This is a genomic window from Arthrobacter gandavensis, from assembly GCF_039528575.1.
In the GTDB taxonomy this organism is placed as follows: Bacteria; Actinomycetota; Actinomycetes; order Actinomycetales; family Micrococcaceae; genus Arthrobacter_B; species Arthrobacter_B citreus_B.
Genome location: NZ_BAAALV010000001.1, coordinates 174,147 through 198,249, shown reverse-complemented (window position 1 = coordinate 198,249; position 24,103 = coordinate 174,147). Strand labels below are relative to the sequence as shown.

20 protein-coding genes are annotated in these 24,103 nt (G+C 64.7%); 4 read left to right on the top strand and 16 right to left on the bottom strand.

Translation table 11 applies throughout. The features are described from left to right. Positions 1-24 precede the first annotated feature (24 nt). The 15 genes from secG to ABFX29_RS00865 all read right to left on the bottom strand — a co-directional run bounded on the left by secG (position 25) and on the right by ABFX29_RS00865 (position 18,093). Positions 25-276, bottom strand: coding sequence for a preprotein translocase subunit SecG (gene secG / locus ABFX29_RS00935; protein ID WP_152228037.1), 252 nt, complete (start codon positions 274-276; stop codon positions 25-27). Positions 277-340: 64 nt separating this feature from the next. Then, complete coding sequence (gene tpiA / locus ABFX29_RS00930) at positions 341-1,156, bottom strand: triose-phosphate isomerase (protein ID WP_152228039.1); 816 nt, start codon at positions 1,154-1,156, stop codon at positions 341-343. 90 nt (positions 1,157-1,246) lie between these two features. Continuing rightward, positions 1,247-2,473 carry a phosphoglycerate kinase gene (locus tag ABFX29_RS00925; protein ID WP_152228041.1) on the bottom strand — a complete coding sequence of 409 codons (1,227 nt, stop codon included), beginning with the start codon at positions 2,471-2,473 and terminating at the stop codon, positions 1,247-1,249. 35 nt (positions 2,474-2,508) lie between these two features. Then, positions 2,509-3,513, bottom strand: a complete 1,005-nt coding sequence (gene gap, locus ABFX29_RS00920) for a type I glyceraldehyde-3-phosphate dehydrogenase (RefSeq protein ID WP_152228043.1) — start codon at positions 3,511-3,513, stop codon at positions 2,509-2,511. Between the two features lie 221 nt (positions 3,514-3,734). Further along, entirely contained in the window at positions 3,735-4,361 is a 627-nt protein-coding gene (locus ABFX29_RS00915) for a superoxide dismutase (protein WP_152228045.1), read from the bottom strand. Between the two features lie 107 nt (positions 4,362-4,468). After that, positions 4,469-5,449, bottom strand: coding sequence for a DNA-binding protein WhiA (gene whiA, locus ABFX29_RS00910; protein WP_152228047.1), 981 nt, complete (start codon positions 5,447-5,449; stop codon positions 4,469-4,471). Between the two features lie 10 nt (positions 5,450-5,459). Then, on the bottom strand, positions 5,460-6,485 hold the full coding sequence (locus ABFX29_RS00905; protein ID WP_152228048.1) for a gluconeogenesis factor YvcK family protein: 1,026 nt from the start codon (positions 6,483-6,485) through the stop codon (positions 5,460-5,462). After that, positions 6,486-7,385 (bottom strand): RNase adapter RapZ, encoded by a 900-nt coding sequence (rapZ, locus tag ABFX29_RS00900; protein ID WP_152228050.1) that lies wholly within the window; start codon positions 7,383-7,385, stop codon positions 6,486-6,488. A 105-nt stretch (positions 7,386-7,490) separates the two neighbouring features. Then, the gene (gene uvrC, locus ABFX29_RS00895; protein ID WP_152228052.1) at positions 7,491-9,494 is read right to left on the bottom strand and encodes an excinuclease ABC subunit UvrC; all 2,004 of its coding nucleotides are present in this window, start codon (positions 9,492-9,494) and stop codon (positions 7,491-7,493) included. 74 nt (positions 9,495-9,568) lie between these two features. Then, on the bottom strand, positions 9,569-10,237 hold the full coding sequence (locus tag ABFX29_RS00890) for a lysophospholipid acyltransferase family protein (RefSeq protein WP_152228053.1): 669 nt from the start codon (positions 10,235-10,237) through the stop codon (positions 9,569-9,571). Continuing rightward, a complete protein-coding gene (locus tag ABFX29_RS00885) occupies positions 10,224-10,919 on the bottom strand; it encodes an HAD hydrolase-like protein (protein WP_170287760.1) in 696 nt (231 codons plus the stop codon). Before ABFX29_RS00885 ends, ABFX29_RS00890 begins: the two co-directional genes overlap by 14 nt. Before the next feature lie 100 nt (positions 10,920-11,019). Then, a complete protein-coding gene (uvrA, locus tag ABFX29_RS00880) occupies positions 11,020-13,914 on the bottom strand; it encodes an excinuclease ABC subunit UvrA (RefSeq protein ID WP_246167479.1) in 2,895 nt (964 codons plus the stop codon). A gap of 54 nt (positions 13,915-13,968) precedes the next feature. Continuing rightward, on the bottom strand, positions 13,969-14,406 hold the full coding sequence (locus tag ABFX29_RS00875) for a GntR family transcriptional regulator (protein ID WP_246167481.1): 438 nt from the start codon (positions 14,404-14,406) through the stop codon (positions 13,969-13,971). 37 nt (positions 14,407-14,443) lie between these two features. Beyond that, the gene (locus ABFX29_RS00870; protein ID WP_152228404.1) at positions 14,444-16,357 is read right to left on the bottom strand and encodes an ABC transporter ATP-binding protein; all 1,914 of its coding nucleotides are present in this window, start codon (positions 16,355-16,357) and stop codon (positions 14,444-14,446) included. A 2-nt stretch (positions 16,358-16,359) separates the two neighbouring features. Continuing rightward, on the bottom strand, positions 16,360-18,093 hold the full coding sequence (locus ABFX29_RS00865; RefSeq protein WP_152228059.1) for an ABC transporter ATP-binding protein: 1,734 nt from the start codon (positions 18,091-18,093) through the stop codon (positions 16,360-16,362). Positions 18,094-18,228: 135 nt separating this feature from the next. On the opposite strand from ABFX29_RS00865, the gene ABFX29_RS00860 reads away from it, so the two are divergent. Continuing rightward, positions 18,229-18,870, top strand: coding sequence for an MBL fold metallo-hydrolase (locus ABFX29_RS00860; protein ID WP_152228060.1), 642 nt, complete (start codon positions 18,229-18,231; stop codon positions 18,868-18,870). 10 nt (positions 18,871-18,880) lie between these two features. On the opposite strand, the gene ABFX29_RS00855 is transcribed toward ABFX29_RS00860, so the two are convergent. Continuing rightward, a complete protein-coding gene (locus tag ABFX29_RS00855; RefSeq protein ID WP_152228062.1) occupies positions 18,881-19,651 on the bottom strand; it encodes a trans-aconitate 2-methyltransferase in 771 nt (256 codons plus the stop codon). Between the two features lie 84 nt (positions 19,652-19,735). Here ABFX29_RS00855 and ABFX29_RS00850 point away from each other — a divergent pair, with 84 nt between their 5' ends. From ABFX29_RS00850 to ABFX29_RS00840, 3 genes are read left to right on the top strand one after another with little or no spacing between them, the layout of a single operon-like run. After that, positions 19,736-22,276, top strand: a complete 2,541-nt coding sequence (locus ABFX29_RS00850; protein WP_152228064.1) for a DEAD/DEAH box helicase — start codon at positions 19,736-19,738, stop codon at positions 22,274-22,276. Between the two features lie 10 nt (positions 22,277-22,286). Next, positions 22,287-22,769: a GNAT family N-acetyltransferase gene (locus ABFX29_RS00845; protein WP_152228066.1), complete on the top strand. Its 483-nt coding sequence runs from the start codon at positions 22,287-22,289 to the stop codon at positions 22,767-22,769. Next, positions 22,766-24,070 carry an alpha/beta fold hydrolase gene (locus tag ABFX29_RS00840; RefSeq protein ID WP_246167483.1) on the top strand — a complete coding sequence of 435 codons (1,305 nt, stop codon included), beginning with the start codon at positions 22,766-22,768 and terminating at the stop codon, positions 24,068-24,070. Before ABFX29_RS00845 ends, ABFX29_RS00840 begins: the two co-directional genes overlap by 4 nt. Positions 24,071-24,103 lie beyond the last annotated feature (33 nt).

Genomic DNA, 24,103 nt, shown 5'->3' with positions numbered 1-24,103 from the left:
TCCTGCAGTGCTGCGGCGCGGATCCTACGATTCGCCGGCGAACCGCTGGATGAGGCCCAGTGCGATGATGACCAGGCCCCAGGAAACGCCGAGGATCACGGTGAAGCGGTTGAGGTTCTTTTCAGCGACGCCTGATGAACCCATGCTGGTGCTCATGCCGCCGCCGAACATATCCGACATGCCGCCGCCGCGCCCCTTATGCAGGAGAATCAGGAGGGTCAGCAGCAGGCTGCTCAGCCCCAGCAGGACAAGCAGGATGATCTTCAGAATTTCCACTTACGGCCTTTCACAGGTGACACATCAGATTGGAGACCTTGCTGCTGTGCAGGTCAGTTGCAGGTCAGTCGGTCACCAGATGTTCTTCGAACCTGACAATATTAGCAAATTCGGCTACATCCAAACTCGCCCCGCCCACCAGTACGCCGTCGACGTCACGCTCCTTCAGGATGCTGGCTGCGTTGGATGCCTTTACCGAGCCGCCGTAGAGCAGGCGCACCTTGGCGGCAACGGCGTCGTCGTACAAATCCGCCAGCTCCGTGCGGATGGTGGAGCACATCTCCTGGGCATCATCGGGACCGGCAACCTCGCCGGTTCCGATTGCCCAGACCGGTTCGTACGCGATCACGAGCTTGGAGACTTCCTCGGCGGAAAGCCCTACAAGGTCGTTGCGGACCTGCTGGAGGGTGTGCAGCAGGTGCTCACCCGCCTGGCGTTCGGCCAGGCCCTCCCCCACGCACAGGATAGGAACCAGGTTGTTGCGGAACGCGGCCTTGAGCTTGGCATTGAGCAGTTCGTCCGACTCGCCGTGGACGCTGCGCCGCTCGCTGTGGCCTACCAGGACGTAGCTGCAGCCAAGTTTGGAAAGGAACTGGCCGGAGATGTCACCCGTGTAGGCACCGGAGTCCTCCGGGGAAAGGTCCTGGGCGCCGTAGCCGACCTTGAGCTTGTCGCCCTGCACGAGGGTCTGGGTGCTGCGCAGGTCGGTGAACGGAGGGAAGACAACAACCTCTACGCGGGCATAGTCATGCCGGGCATCACTGAGGGTCCATGCCAGCTTCTGCAGCAGCGTGATCCCCTGGACGTGGTCCATGTTCATTTTCCAGTTGCCCGCAATCAGCGGGGTGCGGTCGTACTTGCCGTTGGTGGAGGTTGTCATCTCTGCTCCGGTTTCGTTGTGAGTGGGTGAAGTTTTCGCGGACACGCCGAACGGGCCCGCCGGAGCAGCTCCAGCGGGCCCGTTCGAGGCCTACTTGTCGAGGACGGCAATCCCCGGGAGTTCCTTGCCTTCAAGGTACTCCAGGCTGGCGCCGCCGCCGGTCGAGATATGGGAAAAGTCGGTGTCGGAGAAACCGAGCTTGCGAACGGCTGCGGCGGAATCACCGCCGCCTACTACGGTCAGGCCGGAACATTCCTTCAGTCCCTCGGCAACAGCACGCGTGCCGCCGGCGAAGGCATCGAACTCGAAGACTCCCATCGGACCGTTCCAGAACACTGTCCGGCCCGACCGGATGCGCTCGGCAAAGGCTGCGCCCGAAGCGGGGCCGATGTCCAGGCCGATGCCGGAGGCACCGAAGCGGCTGTCCTCCATCGAGTCCGCCGCTACCACCTCATGCTCGGCGTCTGCGGCGAACTTGTCTGCGACCACGATGTCCGTGGGCAGGACGAATTCGCAGCCAACCTCCTGTGCACGTGCGAGGTAGTCCTTAACCGTGCTGATCTGGTCTTCTTCCAGCAGTGAGGCGCCAACCTTGTGGCCCTGGGCGGCGAGGAACGTGAACACCATTCCCCCGCCCACCAGAAGGTAGTCCGCGCGGGTCATCAGGTTCTCGATCACTGCCAGCTTGTCCGAGACCTTGGAACCGCCCAGCACCACCACGTAGGGCTTGGCCGGATCCTTGGTGAGCCGGGAGAGGACTTCCAGCTCGCTGCGGACCAGGTTGCCCTCATAGGCAGGCAGCACCTCAGCGATGTCGTAGACGCTGGCATGCTTGCGGTGTACCGCGCCAAAGGCATCGTCAACAAACGCTCCGCTGCCGCCGGTTAGGGCAGCCAGTTCGCGGGCCAGCTCCTGCCGCTGTGCATCGTCCTTGGACGTCTCACGGGGATCGAAGCGGATGTTCTGCAGGACCAGCACACTGCCCGAAGCCAGCGAACCTGCCAGTTCCCTGGCGCTGGAACCCACTACGTCCTCGGCGAATTCAACGGCAAACGGAGCGAGTTCGTCCAGGCGGTCCGCAGCGGGGCGGAGGTTGTACTTCTCGTCCGGCTTGCCCTTGGGCCTTCCCAGGTGCGCCATGACGATCACCTTGGCACCGTGCTCAACCAGCAGCTGCAGCGTGGGAATGGAGGCGCGGATCCGGCCATCGTCGGTAACGCGCCCGTCATCCAGGGGCACGTTCAGGTCGGAGCGGACCAGAACGTACCTGTTGTCAACGCCGTCGCTGATCAGTTCGTCAAGTGTCTTGATTGTCATGTCAACCTTTGTTTCTTAGCCGTTCGGGCGGGGACCTAGAGCTTGGAGGCTACGAGCGTGGTGAGGTCCACCAGCCGGCAGGAGTAGCCCCATTCGTTGTCGTACCAGCCAACAACCTTGACCTCGTTGCCCATCACCCGGGTCAGCGGGGCATCGAAGATGCAGGACGAAGGATCGGTCACGATGTCGGAGGAGACAATTGGTTCGTCGGAATAGCGCAGGTAGCCGTTGAGGTTCCCCTCGCTTGCGGCCTTGTACGCGTCGTTGATTTCCTCGACGCTGGCCTCGCGCGCCAGGTTGACGGTCAGGTCCGTGACGGAACCGGTTGGAACCGGAACACGGAGGGCGAAGCCGTCCAGCTTTCCGTCGAGTTCGGGAATGACCAGGCCAATGGCCTTGGCTGCGCCGGTGGTGGTGGGAACGATGTTCAGTGCTGCGGCGCGGGCCCTGCGAAGGTCGCGGTGGGGGCCGTCCTGCAGGTTCTGGTCCGCCGTGTAGGCATGCACCGTGGTCATCAGGCCGCGCTCAATGCCAAACGCATCATTGATGACCTTCGCCAGCGGTGCCAGGCAGTTGGTGGTGCAGGAGGCGTTGGAGACGATGCTGTCAGTTGCGGGGTCGTACTCGGAGTCATTCACGCCCATGACGATGGTGCGGTCCGCGCCCTTGCCGGGCGCCGAGATGAGCACCTTCTTCGCGCCGGCGTCGATGTGCTTGCGTGCGTCGTCAGCCTTGGTGAAAAACCCGGTCGACTCAATGACAATATCGACGCCCATGTCTTTCCAGGGCAGGTTGGACGGGTCGCGCTCAGCCAAGACCCTGATGGTCTTGCCGCCGACCACCAGGTTGCCGTCCTGTACCTCGACGCTTTCGCCGATGCGCCCGGTGATGGAGTCGTACTTGAGCAGATGGGCGAGGGCCTCGGGACTGGTCAGGTCATTGACGGCGACGATATCCAGATCCGCGTTCTGCTCGAGTGCTGCCCGAAAGTAGTTGCGTCCGATACGCCCAAATCCGTTGATTCCAACACGAGTAGTCACTTTTCTTCTCTCCTTGATAGCGGTCGTTCGAGAATCAGTGACCTCAGTGGTAAAAGGCCACTTCAGTTGACTTCACAGGAGCGGCGCATTCCGGACCTGCATCAGCGCACGGATTGCCGGTCTGGCACTGCATGAGCCGTTGCTTCATCTTACGCGCAGGTGCCGCCGGAGTGTGACCGGCGGCACCTGATAATCGGCGTCGTGGACGCAATTAACGCGTGTTAGGCGGGGAGGATCAGCCCGGCTGCGCCGGAGCGTGCAGCGTCGAAGCGTGCGGCAACGTCGGCCCAGTTGACGATGTTCCAGAAGGCCTTGACGTAGTCAGCCTTGACGTTGACGTAGTCCAGGTAGAAGGCGTGCTCCCACATGTCCAGCATCAGCAGCGGGATAGTGCCAACGGGGATGTTGCCCTGCTGGTCGTAGAGCTGCTCAATGACAAGGTTTCCACCGAGCGGCTCGTAGGCCAGGATGGCCCAGCCGGAGCCCTGCAGGGAATTGGCTGCCGCGGTGAACTGGCCGCGGAAGCCATCGAAGGATCCGAAGAAATCGTCGATGGCTGCTGCGAGCTCGCCTACGGGCTTGTCGCCGCCTTCAGGAGACAGGTTGTTCCAGAAGATGGAGTGGTTGGTGTGCCCGCCGAGGTGGAAGGCGAGGTCCTTGGAGAGCTTCGGGATGTTGCCGAACTCGCCCTTTTCGCGGGCTTCAGCCATCTGTGCCAGCGCAGTGTTGGCGCCGGCGACGTAGGTGGCGTGGTGCTTGTCATGGTGAAGTTCCATGATGCGTGCCGAGATGTGGGGCTCAAGGGCTGCGTAGTCGTACGGCAGTTCCGGCAGTGTGTATTCGTTCACGAAAATCCTCCGTTGATGCTCGGATCCATAACTCCGGGTGGCGTGTCCATCCGGAAGCTTTCAAATGCTGAATAAATCAGCACGCTTAGTCCATCCTATGCAAGACGTTACTGGTCTAGCATTTCAGGGGTCACATTGGCTTCAGTACCAGGAATGCCAAGTTCAGCTGCACGCTTATCCGCCATGGCCAGAAGCCTGCGGATCCGCCCTGCTATGGCGTCCTTGGTCATGGGCGGGTCAGCCAGCCGGCCCAGCTCGTCGAGGCTGGCCTGCTTGTGGGCAACACGCAGCTCGCCGGCATAGCGCAGGTGCTCCGGTACGTCTTCACCGAGGATTTCCAAGGCCCGCTCCACTCGGGCACCGGCAGCTACGGCTGCCTGCGCCGAACGCCGAAGGTTCGCGTCGTCGAAATTGGCCAGGCGGTTGGCCGTGGCCCGGACTTCCTTGCGCATCCGGCGCTCTTCCCAGACCATCAGTGCGTCATGGGCGCCCATGCGGGTCAGGAGCGCGGCGATCGTGTCCCCGTCGCGGATTACTACGCGGTCCACACCGCGCACCTCGCGTGCCTTAGCCTGGATTCCGATGCGGCGGGCAGCGCCAACAAGGGCCAGTGCTGCCTCCGGACCGGGGCAGGTGACTTCCAGGGACGAAGAACGGCCGGGTTCGGTGAGGGAACCGTGGACCAGGAATGCACCGCGCCAGACGGCTTCGGCGTCCGCGGCTGACCCATTGACCACCACGGAGGGTAGTCCGCGCACCGGACGGCCGCGGGCGTCAAGCAGCCCGGTCTGCCGGGCCAGGGATTCCCCGTCCTTGACCACGCGGACTATGTAGCGGTTGCCGCGGCGGAGTCCGGAGCCGGAAACCACAACGATGTCGCTGGCATGGCCGTAGACTTCCGCGATCGCGGCGCGGAGCCGGCGTGCAGTGGAGGCAAGGTCGACTTCCGCTTCAACCACGATCCGGCCCGAGATGATGTGCAGGCCTCCCGCAAAACGCAGCATCGCCGAGACTTCGGCTTTCCGAACCGAGGACTTCTTTACGCTCAGGCGCGAAAGTTCCTCTTTGACTGCAGCAGTCAGCGCCACAAATACACTCCTAGCTTTCCCCAAAAATATCGTGATAGGCAGCGGCCAGCCGCAGCGGATCATGGATCGGCCCACCGGCCGCTGCCCCTACCTTACCGAAGACGGCCCGTGCCCCCATTTCCGCAGCGGCCGCTACGAAGGAGTCCCGGTCCTCGACGACGGCCGGGTCTGCCAGCACGGCGTCGACTTTGAACCCCGGTGCATAGCGCCGAATGGCGTGCAGGTGGTCCGCGGCACTCATGCCGGCGGTTTCCTTCGTTTCGTTGCGGAGGTTCATGGTCAGGCACCGGCGGGCGCTTGTTGTGCACAGTGCCTCCCGCATCTGCGGCAGCAGCAGGTGCGGGAGCACTGAGGTGTACCAGGACCCCGGCCCAAGGATGACCCAGTCGGCCCTCTCAATGGCCGTCAGGGCATCCGGGCAGGCCGGCGCATCCGAAGGCAGCAGCCGGACGTTAACCACGTTCGAGTGGGTGCCGGCCACGGCGAGTTCCGCCTGCCCGGTCACCGTTTCGTGGCGCAGTCCGGAGTCCGTTTGCCGCAGGACGTCGCCCTGGATGGTCAGCGGATGGGTGGACATCGGCAGGACCTGGCCGCGGGCGCCCAGGAGGGCACCGGCCCATTGCAGCCCGGCTACCGGATCCCCCAGCAGCTCCCACAGGGTAACGATCAGCAGGTTGCCCAGGGCATGGTTGTCGAGAGAACCGTCAACGCCGGGCCTCGACTTGAAGCGGTGTTGCATGACGTCCCGCCAAGTGCGTCCCCAGTCCGTGTCATCACACAGTGCGGCCAGCGCCATGCGCAGGTCTCCGGGAGGCAGCACATCCAGTTCCTCGCGCAGCCGGCCGGAGGATCCTCCGTTGTCCGCCACGGTGACCACGGCCGTCAGGTCGGTGGTCAGCAGGCGAAGCGCTGAGAGCGTGGCGGAGAGTCCGTGCCCTCCCCCAAGCGCGACGACGGCGGGCGGCTTGATGCCATTCGTTGCCGGGAGCGTTGATCCCTCCGGAAGCACCGGGATGGGCCCGGTCAGGAAACCCACCTACTCCCGCCCCAGGTCGCGGTGGTGGGCGCTGACAGTCACGTGCGGCAGCTTGGCGAGGCGTTTGGCAAGCTCCTCGGTGACGGCCACTGAACGGTGCTTTCCACCGGTGCAGCCGACGGCAATCGTGGCGTAGTGCTTGTTCTCGCGGCGGTAGCCGTCGATTACCGGTACCAGGGCGTCCACGTAGCGGTCCAGGAACTCCTCCGTGCCGAGGGCCGCAAGGACGAAGTCCCGGACGTCGGCGTCCTGTCCGGTGTGCGGACGCAGCTGCGGAACCCAGTGCGGGTTGGGAATGAAGCGCACGTCTGCAACGAAGTTCGAGTCCACCGGCAAGCCGTACTTAAAGCCGAAGCTCATGACGTTAAGGCGCAGGACTATGGGGCCTTGTTCGGTGAAGAGCTCGGTGACGGCAGTCGCCAGCGCGTGCACGTTGAGCTTGGTGGTATCGATGATGATGTCCGAGGCGTCCCGGAGTTCCTTCACGACGTCGCGCTCTGCTGCGATGCCGTCGAGGATCCTGCCGTCTTCCTGCAGCGGGTGCGGCCGCCGGCCGGATTCGAAGCGCTGGACCAGGGTCTGGTCCGAAGCATCCAGGAACAGGACCCGGTAGGTTACACCGGCAGCGCGCAGGTTGTTCAGGGCTTCGCGGATGTCCTGGAAAAGCTCCTTGCTGCGCACGTCAATGACCACAGCGAGCTTGGGGATGGAGTGCGGCATCCGCGAGACGAGCTCGGTGAGGGTGCCGAGCATGAGGGGCGGCAGGTTCTCCACCACGTACCAGCCGTGGTCCTCCAGCGCGTTGGCCGCCGTACTGCGGCCGGCACCGGACATGCCGGTGACAACAAGCAGTTCGGACTCGGCAGGTTTGACGCTTTGCAGCCCGTCCACTTCAGTCATTTGTCTTTTCCCGTCACTTGCCGGGCCCCCAATGCCGGGCGGCCGCCTGCTTTGCCGCTGTCCGTCCGGTTCAAGGTTCCGGGCAGTCCAGCCATCCCAGCCTAGCTAAGATTCAACTATTTCGCCGGTGGACATGTTTACCGCCGGTGCCGCGTCTGCGGCGGTGGCCGCCAGCGCAGCCTGGAGTGCGGCGGCCATGGACGGTCCAATGCCCGGCACTTCCTGCAGCTGCGCGGCGTCCGCCTGCTTGAGCCGGCGGACGGAACCGAAGTGCTTCAGCAGCGCCTTCTGCTTGGCCGGCCCCAGGCCGGGGACAGAGTCCAGCACCGACGCCGTCATGGACTTGCCGCGTTTCTGGCGGTGGAACGTGATGGCAAACCGGTGCGCTTCGTCGCGGATCCGCTGCAGCAGGAACAGGGCCTGCGAGGAACGCGGAAGGATCACCGGGAAGTCGCTTTCCGGAACCCAGACCTCCTCCAGGCGCTTGGCCAGCCCTACGACATAAACGTCCGTGATACCCAGGTCCTCGAGTGCTTTTGAGGCAGCAGAGACCTGGGGCTTGCCGCCGTCCACCACCACCAGGTTGGGCGGGTAGGCAAATTTTGCCTTGGGTGCCGCAGTGAGGGTGTCAGCGACCGGGGTGCCGGGTCCGGGCTCGCCGGCCCCGGCACCGGGCTCCGCGTCAGGAACTTCTGCAGCGGGGTCGAAGTTCTCCGTGAGGTAGTGCTTGAACCGTCGCGAAATAACGTCGTACATGGACGCTGTATCGTCGCGGGCGGCTTCCCCCGTGATGGAGAAGCGCCGGTAGTCGGACTTTTTCATCAGCCCGTCCTCGGCTACCACCATGGAGGCCACCACGTTCGTTCCCTGGACGTGGGAGATGTCGTAGCACTCAATCCGCAGCAGCGGAACGGGCAGGTCCAGCGCCTCCTGCAGTTCGGACAACGCAGCAGAGCGTGTGGTGAGGTCCCCCGCACGGCGGCTCTTGTGCAGCCGCATGGAGTCCTCGGCGTTGCGCGTGACGGTCTCCATCAGGGTCTTCTTGTCACCGCGCTGCGGAACCGAGATCTTCACCTTGGATCCCCGCAGCCCGCGGAGCCAGACCTGCAGCTCCTCGGCATTCTCCGGCAGCACCGGCACCAGGACCCGGCGGGGAATGCTGTCTGACATGGACGCTTCACCGTAGACCTGCTGGAGCAGGTGCTCCACCATCTCGCCGGTGTCCATGTCCTCGACCTTCTCCACCACCCATCCGCGCTGGCCGCGGATCCGTCCGCCGCGGACATGGAAGACCTGGACCGATGCCTCGAGTTCATCCTGGACCATGCCGAAGATGTCGGCATCGGTGTCTTCGGACAGGACCACGGTGTTGCGTTCGAAGACCTTCTTGAGCGCAGCGATGTCATCGCGCAGGCGGGCTGCGGATTCGTAATCAAGGTCCGCGACCGCTGCCTGCATCTGCTTTTCAAGGTCCTGGATAAAGCGCTTGCCTTCCCCGGACATAAAGGAGCAAAGTTCCGCGGCCAGCGCCTTGTGGTCCTGGGGGCTGATCCGTCCCACGCAGGGAGCGGAGCACTTGTCGATGTAGCCCAGGAGGCAGGGGCGACCGGTGCGTTCTGCCCGCTTGAAAACCCCGGCGCTGCAGGTACGCACCGGGAACACGCGCAGGAGGGTATCGAGGGTCTCACGGATGGCCTTGGCCGGATAGAACGGACCGAAGTAGCGGGTGTCCTTCCGGCGTTCGCCGCGCATCACCTGGGCGCGCGGATACTTCTCCCCCATGGTGACGGCCAGGTACGGGTATGACTTGTCGTCCCGGAACATGATGTTGAACCGGGGATTGAATTCCTTGATCCAGGTGTATTCGAGCTGCAGCGCTTCGAGCTCGGTGCCAACCACCGTCCATTCGACGCTGGTGGCCGTGAAGACCATGGCCCGGGTCTTGGGCATCAGCTGCCGGGGGCTCGCGAAGTATGAGTTCAGCCTGGACCGGAGATTCTTCGCCTTGCCAACGTAGATGACCCGCCGGTGCTCATCCCTGAATCGGTACACCCCGGGTTCGGTCGGGATCTCCCCCGTCCGGGGCCGGTAAGTTGCTGGATCTGCCACTTTTCCATCCTACGGCCCTGCCCCGCCGGCCGGAGCCGGGTTCGCCGCCCGCGCAAAGCGGGCAGTGAAGGGGCCTAGGCGCCGTCGGGCTTGTTCTGGTTGTAGCTGCCGGCGCGTTCCTGGCCGGAGAGCTCCGCGATCGCATCCATGACCTGGTCCGTGACCCGGCGCCGCTCCGGGAGGGCGTGCTGCGGACCCGTCTTGGAGAAGTAGAGCGGACGGCCCACTGTCATTGTGAAGGAGTGCGGCTTGACCCACCTCTTGCCGGCAGGCTGCAACTTCTCCGTGCCGATCAGGCCCACCGGAACAACCGGCGCCCCGGATGTAAGGGCAAGCCAGCCGACGCCGGTGCGGCCTCGGTAGAGCAGCCCGTCCCTGGACCGGGTGCCTTCAGGATAGATGCCGATTCCGCCGCCCGTTTCCAGGACATCGAGCAGGGACTTCAGTGCTGCCACGCTGGCCGCCTGCTGCCCGCGTTCCACCGGAATCGAGCCCACGCTCTCGAAGAAGTTGCGCATGGCCGCACCCTTCAGGCCCGGCGTGGTGAAGTATTCAGCCTTGGCAAAAAAGCCGACCCGGCGCGGCATGAGTGCCTGGATGAGCACGCTGTCCAGGAAGGAGAGGTGGTTGGCGGCGACGATGAAGGGTCCGCTGGTGGGTACGTTCTCCAACCCGGTGATGGTGGGGCGGCAGAGCGAAATCAGGCCGCGCGTGCTCGAACGCGTGAGATTATACAGTCCCATGTGCACCGGCCGTCCGCGCACAGGAACCAACAGCGGACGCCAGCTCGCCGGGTGACTGCACGACGGCGGCAGCTCCGGCCGCTTCAAGCTCACCGTCGGGTGCGAAGCCCCAGGCCACCCCGATGCAGGGAATGCCGTTGGCGGAAGCTCCGTGGACGTCGTGGGAACGGTCGCCGATCATCACGGCGGCGGAATACTCACCCTCGTGCTGTGCCAGGGCGGCCCGCACAATGGAGACCTTGCCGTCAGCGGCGGCCAGCCGCTCGTCCGCCGGCGAACCATGGATCGAGTCGAACAGGGTATCGAGTCCCTGGACGGCCAGGAGTTCACGGGCAATCGGTTCCGGCTTCTGGGTCGCTACGGCCACCAGGGCGCCGTCCGTCCGCAGGCTCCTCACGGCGTCGGCAATTCCCGGATATGGCCTGCTGGCGGCCATGCCGGTTTCCCGGTATCCCCTGCGGTACTGGGCGATGACGTGCTCCAGGCGGTCAGCGGGGACCCCTGCGATGCCTGTGAGGGAGTCCTTCAGGGCGGGCCCCACCATGCGGTGCAGGTCGGCCTCCGAAGGTACCGGAAGCCCCGATGAGGCGAGGGCCGCCGCGATGCCTCCGGTGATACTGCCGGCCGGGTCCACCAGGGTGCCGTCCAGATCGAAGAGGACCAGGAGCCTTGAATTCGTCACCGGGCAAGTTTCGCACAGAGAAGCGCGCCAGCGTAAACCAGCACCTGAAGGTATAACCCGTCGGGAATATGTCGGCGCTAGTTGCCTTCCCGGCCTGGCCCTAGCCCAGGATCTCGGCCAGGAACCTTCCGGTATGGCTGTCAGGAGACTTCGCGACCTTCTCCGGGGTACCGGAGGCCACAACCATGCCGCCGCCGGTGCCGCCGTCGGGCCCCAGGTCAATGATCCAGTCGGCACTCTTGATGACGTCCAGGTTGTGCTCGATGGTGATCACGGTGTTGCCCTTGTCCACCAGCCCCTGCAGCACAAGCAGCAGCTTGCGTACGTCTTCGAAGTGCAGGCCGGTGGTCGGCTCGTCCAGCACGTACGCGCTGCGGCCGTTGGAGCGCTTCTGCAGCTCGGCAGCGAGCTTCACCCGCTGGGCCTCGCCGCCGGAGAGCGTGGTGGCCGGCTGGCCGAGGCGCACATAGCCCAGCCCCACGTCCACCAGGGTGTTCAGGTGGCGGGCAATCGGAGCGAACGCGGCGAAGAACTCGGCAGCTTCGGCGATCGGCATGTCCAGGACTTCGGCGATGTTCTTGCCCTTGTAGTGGACTTCCAGGGTTTCCCGGTTGAAGCGCGCACCATGGCAGACCTCGCAGGGAACGTAGACATCCGGCAGGAAGTTCATTTCGATCTTCAGGGTGCCGTCACCGTGGCAGGCTTCGCAGCGCCCGCCCTTGACGTTGAAGGAGAAGCGGCCGGGGAGGTACCCGCGCACCTTCGCCTCGGTGGTTTCTGCGAAGAGCTTGCGGATGTGGTCGAACACGCCCGTATAGGTCGCCGCATTGGAGCGCGGCGTGCGCCCGATGGGGCTCTGGTCAACGTGGATGACCTTGTCCAGGTGCTCCAGTCCGTCAACGCGGGTGTGGCGTCCCGCAACGTGCTTCGCGCCGTTGAGCTTGCTTGCCAGCACCCGGTAGAGAATGTCATTGATCAGCGTGGACTTGCCGGAACCGGACACCCCGGTGACCGCTGTGAAGACACCCAGCGGCACGCTCACGTCGATGTTGCGCAGGTTGTTTTCCCGTGCGCCGACGATCTTCAGCTGGCGTGACTTGTCCACCTTGCGGCGTTTGGCGGGGATTTCGATCTTCCGCCGGCCGGAGAGGTAGTCGCCCGTGATGGAACGCGTATTCGTGAGCAGTTCGGACAAAGGTCCGGAGTGGACAATCTCGCCGCCCTTCTCCCCCGCGCCGGGTCCAACATCTACGACCCAGTCGGCTTCGTGGATGGTGTCCTCGTCATGCTCCACCACAATCAGCGTGTTGCCGAGGTTCCGCAGGCGGGCAAGGGTTTCGATCAGCCGCCGGTTGTCCCGCTGGTGCAGGCCGATCGAGGGTTCGTCCAGGACGTACAGCACGCCCACGAGGCCGGAGCCGATCTGGGTTGCCAGGCGGATGCGCTGTGCTTCGCCGCCGGAGAGCGTTGCGGCCGGACGGTCCAGTGAAAGGTACTCAAGGCCGACGTCGAGCAGGAAGGTCAGGCGCGCCTTGATCTCCTTGAGGACCTGCTCGCCGATCTTTGCTTCACGGTCCGTCAGTTCAAGGTTCTCGAAGAACGCAGCAGCTTCCCGCAGGGGCATGGCGCTGGCCTCGGCGATGTTGCGCTTGTTGATCAGCACCGACAGGGAAGCCGGGTTCAGCCGGGCGCCGCCGCACTCGGGGCACGCGATTTCCCGCATGTACTCCTCGTACCGGTCGCGCGAGCTCTCGGATTCAGTCTCCTGGTGCTTGCGCTTGATGTAGCCGATCACGCCTTCGAAGCCGGTGGTGTATTTCCGTTCCCGTCCGAAGCGGTTGCGGTACTGGACCACCACCTTGTGGTCCTTGCCGTGCAGTACGGCTTCGCGGGCCTTCGCCGGCAGCTTCTTCCAGGGAACGTCCATGGAGAAGTCCATGTCCTTGGCGAGTCCGGCCAGCAGGCGGTTCCAGTATTCGGTGGTTGCGGTGCCCATGGACCAGGGCGCGATCGCACCTGCGGCGAGGCTGAGGTTCGGGTTGGGAACCACCAGCTCTTCGTCCACCTCCAGCCGCGAGCCGATGCCGGTGCACACGGGGCAGGCGCCGAACGGGTTGTTGAAGGAGAAGGACCGCGGCTCGATTTCGTCGATGGCCAGGGGGTGTTCGTTCGGGCAGGCCAGGTGCTCGGAGAAGCTGCGGGTCCGTTCCGGGCTGTCCTCGGGGAGGTCGACGAAGTCGGCGAGGACGCGCCCGTCCGCCAGTCCCAGGGCAGTTTCAACGGAGTCGGTGAGGCGCTGGCGAATGCCGTCCTTGGCAACCAGGCGGTCGATGACTACTTCAATGGTGTGCTTGTACTGCTTGCCCAGCTTGGGGGGATCGGAGAGCTGGACGGTTTTGCCGTCTACCTTCGCACGCGAGTAGCCCTTGGCTGCCAGGTCCTTGAAAAGGTCGACGAATTCGCCCTTGCGCCCGCGCACCACCGGGGCCAGGATCTGGTACCGCGTGCCCTCTTCGAGTTCAAGCAGCTGGTCGGTGATCTGCTGCGGGGTCTGCCGGCTGACGGGCTCGCCGCAGACCGGGCAGAACGGGGTGCCCACGCGCGCCCAGAGCAGACGCATGTAGTCGTGGATCTCGGTAATGGTTCCTACCGTGGAACGGGGGTTCCGGCTCGTCGACTTCTGGTCGATCGAGACTGCCGGTGACAGCCCTTCAATGAAGTCGACGTCGGGCTTGTCCACCTGGCCCAGGAACATCCGGGCGTAGGAGGAAAGCGACTCGACGTAGCGCCGCTGGCCCTCCGCGAAGATCGTGTCGAAAGCCAGGGAGGACTTGCCTGACCCGGAGAGACCCGTGAACACGATCATGGCGTCGCGCGGAAGATCGAGGTCCACGTTCTGCAGATTGTGTTCCCTTGCGCCCTTGACGACCAGGCGCGAGAGATCGCCGGAAGGGTGGGGATTGTGGCCAGAAGTCAGTGAAGTCGCGGTAGACACGCTTTCCACTCTAGATCAAACAGGATTCGAAAACGTATTCGAGGGCGGGTGTGTTCACCGCTGGCGTAGGGCGGCCTGGACGTAGGACAGGGCGTCCTTGTGGTCCACCCCGTTGGCGCTGACCGTATCGGCGAAAACCCGGGCGGCCTCGGCCACGCGGCGGCGTCCATTGTCGCCCGCAGCAGCCACGACGGTGCCGGCCCGGGAACGGGTGGTCACCACTTCGGCCTGCTCAAGCTCCCGGTAGGCCCGGGCTACCGTGTTGACGGCCAGGCCCAGCTGGGCGGCAAGGGTGCGTACCGGCGGAAGCCGGGTGCCAACAGGCAGGCTGCCGTCGTTGGCGGCATCAAGAATCTGCAGCCGGAGCTGTTCGAACGGGGGTACCGAACTCGCCGCATCGATCCGCACCCAGGAGAGCACGCCGTCGTCCATGCCACCGCTTTCTTCATCGCCTGCTGTCGGGCCGCGGATGCGGGCCGGTTCCCTGTCCATCCTGCCACGTACCACCGCCGGCAGCGGATGAAGGCAACTAATCCGGTGCGTCAGTGGTGGAAGCCGGTTCGCTGAACTGGGACTGGTAGAGCTGGGCGTAGAAGCCGCCGGCATCCAGGAGGGACTCATGGGTCCCCTGCTCAACGATCTCGCCGTTCCGCACCGCCAGGATGACGTCGGCATCGCGGATGGTGGAGAGCCGGTGGGCAATGACAAAACTGGTTCGGGCCTCGCGCAGCGCTCCCATTGCCAGCCGGATGGCAACCTCGGTCCTCGTATCCACCGAGCTGGTCGCCTCGTCCAGCACCAGGATGGACGGGTTGGCCAGCCAGGCCCGGGCAATGGTGATGAGCTGGCGCTGTCCCTGGCTCAGCGAACCGCCGTCGGCGCTCAGGACCGTGTCATAGCCGTCCGGCAGCGACCGGACGAAATGATCCACGTGGGTGGCTTTGGCAGCGGCAATGATCTGCTCTTCGGTGGCATCGGGCGCCCCGTAGGCCAGGTTCTCGCTGATGGTCCCCTCGAACAGCCAGGCGTCCTGGAGGACCATGCCGATGCTGCGGCGTACGTCGTCGCGGGTCATGCTCATGGTGTTCACGCCGTCCAGCAGGATTTCACCTGAATCCACGTCGTAGAAGCGCATCAGCAGGTTCACCAGGGTGGTTTTCCCGGCTCCGGTGGGTCCTACGATCGCTACGGTCTGTCCCGGTTTAGCGTCGAAGGAGAGATCCCGGATCAGCGGCGCCTGCGGTGAGTAGGAGAAACTGACGTGCCTGAACACAACGTCGCCGCGCACCCTGCCCAGCCTTACCGGATCCTTGGGATCCGGTTCGATTTCCTTCGCATCGAGCAGCGCGAAGACACGTTCCGCGGAAGCCAGGCCGGACTGGAGCATGTTGATGAGTCCGCCCAGCTGGCCCAGGGGCTGGCTGAACTGGCGGCTGTACTGCACGAACGCCTGCACTCCCCCGATGGACAGGGCGCCGCCGGCCACCTGGATTCCGCCCACGACGGCTACTGCCACGTAGTTCAGGTTCGCAATAAAGGTCATGGTGGGCATGATGACGCCGGAGACGAACTGGGCCCGGAAGGAAGACTCGTAGAGCCGTTCGTTCCCCGGATGGAAGCCCTCCACCACCCGCTCCTGCTGGCCGAAGGCCTTCACTACGTCCTGGCCGGTGAACATTTCCTCGATGTAGCCGTTGACCTCACCGGTGGTCTTCCACTGCGCCTTGAACTGCACCTGCGAGCGCTTGGCGATCAGGACGGTCACCAGGGCCGAGACGGGGACCGTGAGCACGGCGATCAGGGCCAGCAGCGGGGAGATCCACAGCATCATGCCCAGTACCCCCACTATGGTCAGCACGGAGGTGATGACCTGGGTGATGCTCTGCGACAGGGTCTGGGCGAGGTTGTCGATGTCATTGGTGACCCGGCTCAGCACGTCGCCGCGGGACTGCTGCTGGAAGTGGGACATGGGGAGCCGGAACAGCTTGGCGTCCACATCCCTGCGCAGCCGGTACATGGCGTTCTGCACGATGCGCGCTGTGACCCGTGCCTGCGCCCAGCCGAAGAAGAAGGACGCCAGGTAGATGGCGAGCACTGCGGTCAGCAGCATCCCCAGGGTGGAGAAGTTGATGCCCTCCCCCGGAACCGCGTCCATGGCGGCGAGCATGTCTGCCAGCTGGGTCTGCCCGGAGGCACGCAGCGCCTCCACCTGGTCGGCCTTGGATACGCCCGGGGCCAGGGAAGCGCCAATGACGCCGTCAAAGATCACGTTGGTGGCATCGCCGAGGACTTTCGGGGCGGTCACGGCGAGCGCCACGGAGACGACGCCGAAGACCAGTACCGCAGCCACGCGCCAGGTATCGGGTGAGAGCAGCCTCAGCAGCCGGGCAGTGGATGCCTTGAAGCTGGCCGGCTTGGCTGCCGGGCCGCCGCGGCCGTGCATGCTCACAGCGCTTCCTCCGGCGTGTACTGCGAGGAGACGATCTCCCGGTAGGCGGTGTTGGATTCAAGCAGCTCGGCATGTGTGCCTATTCCGGCGATCCGCCCTTCTTCCAGGACGATGATCCGTCCCGCGTCGGTAATGGTGTTCACCCGCTGGGCGACCACGACCACCGTGGCGTGTGCGGTGCGCTGTTTCAGGGCTGCGCGCAGGCGTGCGTCGGTGGTGAAGTCCAGTGCGGAGAAGCTGTCGTCGAACAGGTAGATGTCCGGCTGGACCACCAGGGCCCGGGCAATGGCGAGCCGCTGGCGCTGCCCGCCGGAGAAGTTGCCGCCGCCCTGTTCCACTTCATGGTCCAGCCCGCCCTCGGCGGCCCGGACAAAGTCTGCTGCCTGTGCGATCTCCAGTGCTTCCCAGAGTTCCCCGTCCGTGGCTGAGGGTTTGCCGAAGCGCAGGTTCGAGGCGATGGTGCCGGAGAAAAGGTGTGCCCGCTGGGGAACCAGTCCGATGCCCGAGCGCAGGGAGTGCAGGGTGACCCCGGCGGTGTCCTGTCCGTCGACGCTGATGTTGCCAACGGTCGGATCCAGCAGGCGGGGAACCAGGTTCAGGAGGGTGGACTTCCCCGCCCCGGTTGAGCCGATGATGGCCGTGGTCTGCCCCGGCTCGGCTTCGAAGCTGATGTCCTGCAGCACGGGGTCCTCTGCGCCGGGATACGTGAACCCCACCCCCGTAAAGACCAGCCGGCCGCCGTCGTACACCAGCTCTTTGGCGTCCGGTGCGTCCCGGACACTGGTCCTGGTATCCAGCACCTCATAGATCCGCTCCGCGCAGACCGCCGCCCGCGGCAGCATCATGATCATGAACATTGACATCATCACTGCCATCAGGATCTGCATGATGTAGGCGATGAACGCGGTAAGGGCCCCGATCTGCATCTGCCCGGCGTCGATGCGGAAGGCTCCGAGCCACACCACGGCAACCGTGGCCAGGTTTGCTACCAGCATGGTCGCCGGGAACAGCAGTGCCAGATACTGGCTCACCCGCAGCTGGGTGCCGGTGAGGTCGCTGTTGGCGCCGTCGAACCGCTGCTTCTCCGTGTGTTCGCGCACAAAAGCCCGGATGACGGCGATCCCCATGATCTGTTCACGCAGCACACCGTTGACCCGGTCGATCTGTTTCTGTGCCCGGCGGAACAACGGAACCAGCCGGCGCAGCACCAGCGAGATGATGACGACCAGGACCGGCAGGATCAGCAGCAGGATGCCGGAGAGCGGGATGTCCTGGTTCAGGGCCAGCAGGACTCCGCCCACTCCCATGATGGGAGCAGAGACCATCATGGTCATGGTGAGCAGCAGGGACATCTGCACCTGCTGCACATCGTTGGTGGTCCGGGTTATGAGGGACGGCGCGCCAAAGAGGCCCACCTCCCTTCCCGAGAAGGTCTCCACGTTGGTGAACAGCGAGCGCCGGACGTTGCGTCCCACGCGCATGGCCGTGCGGGCGGCGTAGTAGGTGGCGGCTACGGAACACACCACCTGCCCGGCCGTGACAGCGAGCATCCACCCGCCAATGTTCATGATGGTGGCGGTGTCACCCTTCACCACGCCCTGGTCAATGATGTCCGCATTGAGCGTAGGCAGGAAGAGGGTTGCGGCGGTCTGCAGGAACTGCAGGATAACGACGGCGGCAACCGCACCCTTGTACGGAGCCAGGTTTTCGCGAACGAGCCGAAGAAGCACGTATCCTCCCGGAACTGCCGGGGCGTTCCGGCACCATCTGAACGTACGCCCGGTGCGGGCCCGGCGGCAAGGGATCGCCGGACACGCATCGCTCCCGTCCTGCAGCGGTCCGGAGGCGCCGTTTAGACTGGCGCCATGGCTGATACCAGGAACGTTTCAATTCGCAGTGCCTCCGTAGGCTCCATGGACAACAACGTCTATGTGCTCACCGCCAAGAACTCGGGGGCGCAGGTGCTCATTGACGCTGCGGACGATTTCCCCCGCATTCAGGATCTGCTCGACGCCGGTGCAGCAGACAGCGGGTCGGGCCGGGCTGCGGTACAGATGATCATCACCACGCACAGCCACTGGGACCATGTGCGGGCGCTCGCCGAAGCCAAAGCCGCGACCGGGGCCCGGACCGCCGCCGGGGGGCCGGACACCGCGGATATCGAGGTTCCTACAGACGTTCCGCTCTCCCACGGTGATGTGCTGGACTTTGACGGATTCGATCTTGAGGTCATTGCCCTGCGCGGCCACACTCCCGGCTCGGTTGCCCTGGTGTACCGGGACCCGGAAGGACCGGCCCACCTGTTTACCGGTGATTCTCTCTTTCCCGGCGGGGTGGGCAACACGCAGAAGGATCCGGAGCGTTTCACCTCACTGTTCAACGATGTAGTCGAACGTATATTCGAACAGTTCCCCGATGACACCGTGGTCCATCCCGGCCATGGTGCCGGCACCACCCTGGGGGCGGAGCGGCCGCACCTGGCGCAGTGGAAGGAACGGGGCTGGTAGTACCGGTGCCCTAAGGCTTGTGCGACACCATAAAGATCCTGCGGAACGGGAAGACGGTCCCCCAGGGTTTCGGCGGATAGGCCTGGCGCAGCAGCGCCGCGTATTCGGCTTCGAAGCCCTCGTACTCCTCCGGGGGCAGGGCGGCCATGACGGGGCGAAGCGCCGTGCCGCGGACCCAGTCCAGCACGGGATTCGTTCCGGTGAGCACCTGTGAGTAGCTGGTCTCCCAGACATCGGTGTTCATGCCGGCATCCACGAACAGCTCCAGGTACTGCTCCGGCTCCGCCACGGAGTCCCCGCCGCGCAGCACCCCTGCGAGCGCCGGACTCCAGCGCGGGCTTTCGGCGAGCTCCCGCATGAGCACATGCGACGGAGCGTTGAAGTTGCCGGGCACCTGTACAGCGATCCAGGAGCCCGGATCCAGTGCCTTGGCCCAGCGGCCCAGCAGATCCTCGTGTCCGGGCACCCACTGCAGTGCGGCATTTGACAACAGGACTCCCGGCCCGGAAGAAGGATTCCACTCCTGGATCTGGCCCTGGACAAAGCCGGGGTTCCCGCCCGAACGGGCCTTTGCCTCGCGGATCATGTCAGCGGAGGAGTCGATGCCGGTGACGGGTGCTCCCGGCCAGCGTTCGGCCAGCACCGCGGTGAGCGCGCCGGTGCCGCAGCCGAGGTCGGCTACCCAGGCCGGCTCTGCAGCTCCGATCCGGGCGGCGAGGTCGAAGAACGGCCGGTCACGGTGGTCTGCAAACTGGACGTAGCGCTCAGGGTCCCATTTCATGCCCGCGAGCCTAGCAGCGCCGTCGTACGCTCCCCTGGAGGCAACAACGGTGATTTTTGCTGCCGGGCTAGGCTGGTAGGTGAGATGAAACTACTTGATCAGCTGCCTGCCGCCGCCGCCGGAACCACAACCATCGACCCGGACGAGGTCTACACCTCCTTCCTTGAGTGGGTGGAAGGCCGCGGGATGTCCCTCTACCCTGCCCAGGACGAGGCAGTGATGGAGCTGGTCACCGGAAACAATGTCATTCTGGCCACACCCACCGGTTCGGGTAAGTCGATGGTGGCAATCGCTGCGCACTACTACGCCATGGCCCTGGATGAGCGCTCCTACTACACCGCTCCCATCAAGGCCCTCGTGTCGGAGAAGTTCTTCGCGCTTTGCGACATTTTCGGGGCCGAGAACGTCGGCATGGTGACAGGTGACTCCTCGGTGAACAAGGACGCCCCGATTATCTGCTGCACCGCGGAAATCCTGGCCAACATTGCCCTCCGCGAAGGACCGGACGCGGACCTCGGCACGGTCATCATGGACGAGTTCCACTTCTACTCCGATCCGCAGCGCGGCTGGGCCTGGCAGGTGCCGCTGCTGGAGCTGCCGCAGGCACAGTTCCTGCTGATGTCCGCCACCCTGGGGGACATGACCCGCATCGCCAACGAACTCAGCGAACTCACCAACCGGGACACCGTCACGGTCTCCTCCGTGCAGCGGCCCATCCCCCTGCACTACTACTACGTTGAAACGCCCATCCAGGAATCCCTGGAAGAACTGCTGGCCACCAAGCAGGTTCCCGTTTACGTGGTGCACTTCTCCCAAATAGAAGCCATCGACCGGGCCCAGGCACTGATGAGCATCAACGTCTGCACCCGCGAGGAAAAGGACCGCATCGCCGAGCTGATCGCCGGGTTCCGGTTCGCGCCCGGTTTCGGCAAGACACTCAACCGGCTGGTGCGCCACGGCATCGGTGTGCACCACGCCGGAATGCTGCCCAAATACCGCCGCCTCGTGGAGCAGCTGGCGCAGGCCGGGCTGCTGAAGGTCATCTGCGGCACCGACACCCTGGGCGTTGGTATCAACGTGCCCATCCGTACGGTGCTGATTACCGCCCTGTCCAAGTACGACGGCACCCGCACCCGGCCGCTGAAGGTCCGCGAATTCCACCAGATCGCGGGACGCGCCGGCCGGGCAGGCTACGACACGGCCGGGACCGTCGTCGTGCAGGCACCGGAACACGTGATCGAAAACGCCAAGGCCATGGCCAAGGCACAGGCAAAGTTCGGTGATGACCAGAAGAAGCTGCGCCAGGTGGTGAAGAAAAAGCCGCAGGCCGGTTTTGTGTCCTGGGGCAAACCCACCTTTGAAAAGCTCGTGGATGGCACCCCGGAGCCGCTGACTTCCAGCTTCAACATCACCCACTCCATGCTGCTGAACCTGCTGGAACGCCCGGGCGATCCGTTCGCCGCAGCGAAGAAGCTGCTGACCAGCAACCACGAGACCCGCTCCTCACAGCTGGCCCTGATGAAGAAGGCGCTGAGCATCTACCGCGAGCTGAAAACCGCAGGCATCGTGGAGGTGCTGCCCGAACCGGACGCCGACGGCCGCACCGTCCGGCTGAAGGTGCACCTGCAGCCAAACTTCGCCCTGAACCAGCCGTTGTCCCCGTTCGCGATGGCGTCCCTGGAAATCCTGGACCCGGAAAGCCCGTCCTATGCCCTGGACGTAGTCTCGGTGATCGAGGCGATCATGGAAAAGCCGCGCCAAGTGCTCTCCGCCCAGGAGAAAAAGGCCCGCGGCGAAGCCGTGGCGGCCATGAAGTCCGAAGGCATCGAATACGAGCAGCGGATGGCGCTGCTCGAAGAGGTCACCTATCCGCAGCCGCTGGCCGAGCTGCTGGAACAGTCCTTCGAGGTCTACCGCTCCGGTGCCCCGTGGCTGGGCGAATTCGAACTCAGCCCCAAGTCGATTGTCCGGGACATGTACGAACGTGCCATGAGCTTCGGCGAATATGTGGCCTTCTACTCGCTGGCACGCTCCGAGGGTGTGCTGCTGCGCTACCTCTCCGACACCTACAAGGCCCTGCTGCACACAGTTCCCCCGGAACGGCTGCGCGAAGACCTCTCCGACATCATCGAATGGCTGGGCGAACTGGTCCGGCAGACCGACTCCTCCCTGCTGGACGAATGGGAGGAACTGGCCGCGGGCATCGATTCCTCTGCGGGCAGCGAGCCGGTCCTGCCGCCTGCACCGGAGAAGCTCACCGGCAACACCCGTGCCTTCCGGGTGATGGTGCGCAACGAGATGTTCCAGCGGGTGAAGCTTTTCGCCGATGAGGACGACGCCGCCCTGGGCGCGCTGGACGGCGGTGCGGGCTGGGACGCCGGCCGGTGGGCGGACGTGCTGGACGCGTACTTCGAGGAGCACGACGATATAGACGACGGCCCCGACGGCCGCGGCCCGTCGCTGCTGATCATCAAGGAGCTGCCCGGCAAGTGGGAGGTGCGGCAGATCTTCAAGGACCCCGCCGGTCACCTGGACTGGGGCATCAACGCTGAAGTGGATTTGGCTGCCTCCGATGAGGCGGGGTCCCCCGTCATCCGCGTGATTCACGCCGGACGGCTGGACTAGGCTGGAAGCCATGCAAATCAGAGCTGCGCGCAGAGAAGATGTTCCGGTAATCCTTGAGCTCATTCATGAGCTGGCCGTCTATGAGAAGGAACCGGACGCGGTCCGGAATACTCCCGAGGCGCTGGAGCAGCATCTCTTTGCCGAACACCCGGCGGTCTTTGCACATGTCCTGGAAGATGAGGGAACGGTCCAGGGCTTTGCCCTCTGGTTCCTGAACTACTCCACCTGGGAAGGTGTGCACGGTATTTGGCTGGAGGACCTCTACGTCCGTCCCGAAACACGTGGACGCGGCTACGGGAAGGCGCTGCTGCGCGCCCTGGCGCAGACCGCCGTCGAGCGCGGCTACGCCCGCGTTGAATGGACCGTCCTTGATTGGAACGAACCCTCCATCCTGTTCTACAAGTCCCTCGGCGCGCAGCCGATGGATGAGTGGACCACCTACCGCCTGACCGGCGAAGCACTGGAGGACTTCGGCACCCCCGGAGCAGCATGAGCGTCCCGCACACTGCCTCGGAGCCGCTGAATATCCGCGGCATGCGAGTGGTGGAGCACCGGTTCACCGTCCCGCTCGACCACTCCGTGCCCGGCGGCGAGCAGATCACCGTCTTTGCCCGCGAGTACTGGAACCCCGAAGTGGCAGCCGCCGGCGACCTGCCGTGGCTGCTGTACCTGCAGGGCGGCCCCGGCGGAAAAGGCAACCGGCTGCTGCAGTTCGGCGGCTGGACGAAGGCAGCCTCCCGGCATTTCCGCATCCTGATGCTGGACCAGCGCGGCACCGGACTCTCCACCCCGGCCAACCGGCAGACCCTTGCGGCGCGCGGCGACGCAGAGGCGCAGGCTGAGTACCTCACCCACTTCCGTGCGGATTCGATCGTTGCCGATGCCGAGCTCATTCGCTCTGCCCTCGGCTCCGGACCATGGAGCATCTACGGCCAGTCCTACGGCGGGTTCTGTGCGCTGACCTACCTGTCCTTCGCGCCTGCCGGTGTGAAGGAAGCACTGATCACCGGCGGCCTCGCACCGCTGTGGGGACCCGCCGACCGGGTGTATCAGGCGACGTTCGCCCGTGTGGCAGCCAGGAACGCGGAGTACTTCGCGAAGTATCCCGGTGACCGTGAGCTCACCACCCGTATTGCACGGCACCTGGACACCGTGCCCGAATACCTCCCGGACGGCTCGCGGCTGACCCCGGGGCGCTTCCAGATGGCAGGTTCCTTTCTGGGCGGCAACACCCGGATGGACGGGCTCCACTACCTGCTCGAGGAAGCCTTCATCCCGACGCCGTCAGGTCCCCGGCTCTCCGACACCTTCCTGGCCGGCCTGTGGCAGCTGGCAGAGCGGTCTACCAACCCGCTGTATGCCCTGATGCACGAATCGATTTACGGCCAGGGGCAGGCTACGAACTGGGCTGCCTGGCGGGTGCTGCAGTCACTGCCGGACTTCCGGCCGGACGCTGCTGAACCCCTGTACACCGGCGAGATGGTCTACCCCTGGTACTTCGTGGAGGACCCCGCCCTGCGTCCCCTGCAGTTGACGGCAGAACTGCTGGCGGCAAAGTCCGACTGGCCGGAACTGTACGACCGCCTGCAGCTGGCAGCCAACACGGTGCCCGCGGCGGCCGCGGTGTACACCAATGACATCTATGTTGACCGGGATCTTTCGATGGAGACAGCGGCTGCAGTCCAGGGACTGCAGGTCTGGGAAACCGACGAGTTCCACCATGACGGGATCGCAGACGACGGCGAGGGAATCTTCAACCGCCTGCTCGGCATGGTGCGCGGGGAGAAGGCCTGATCGTGGCATCCAATGCAGAAGGGGTCGGGATTG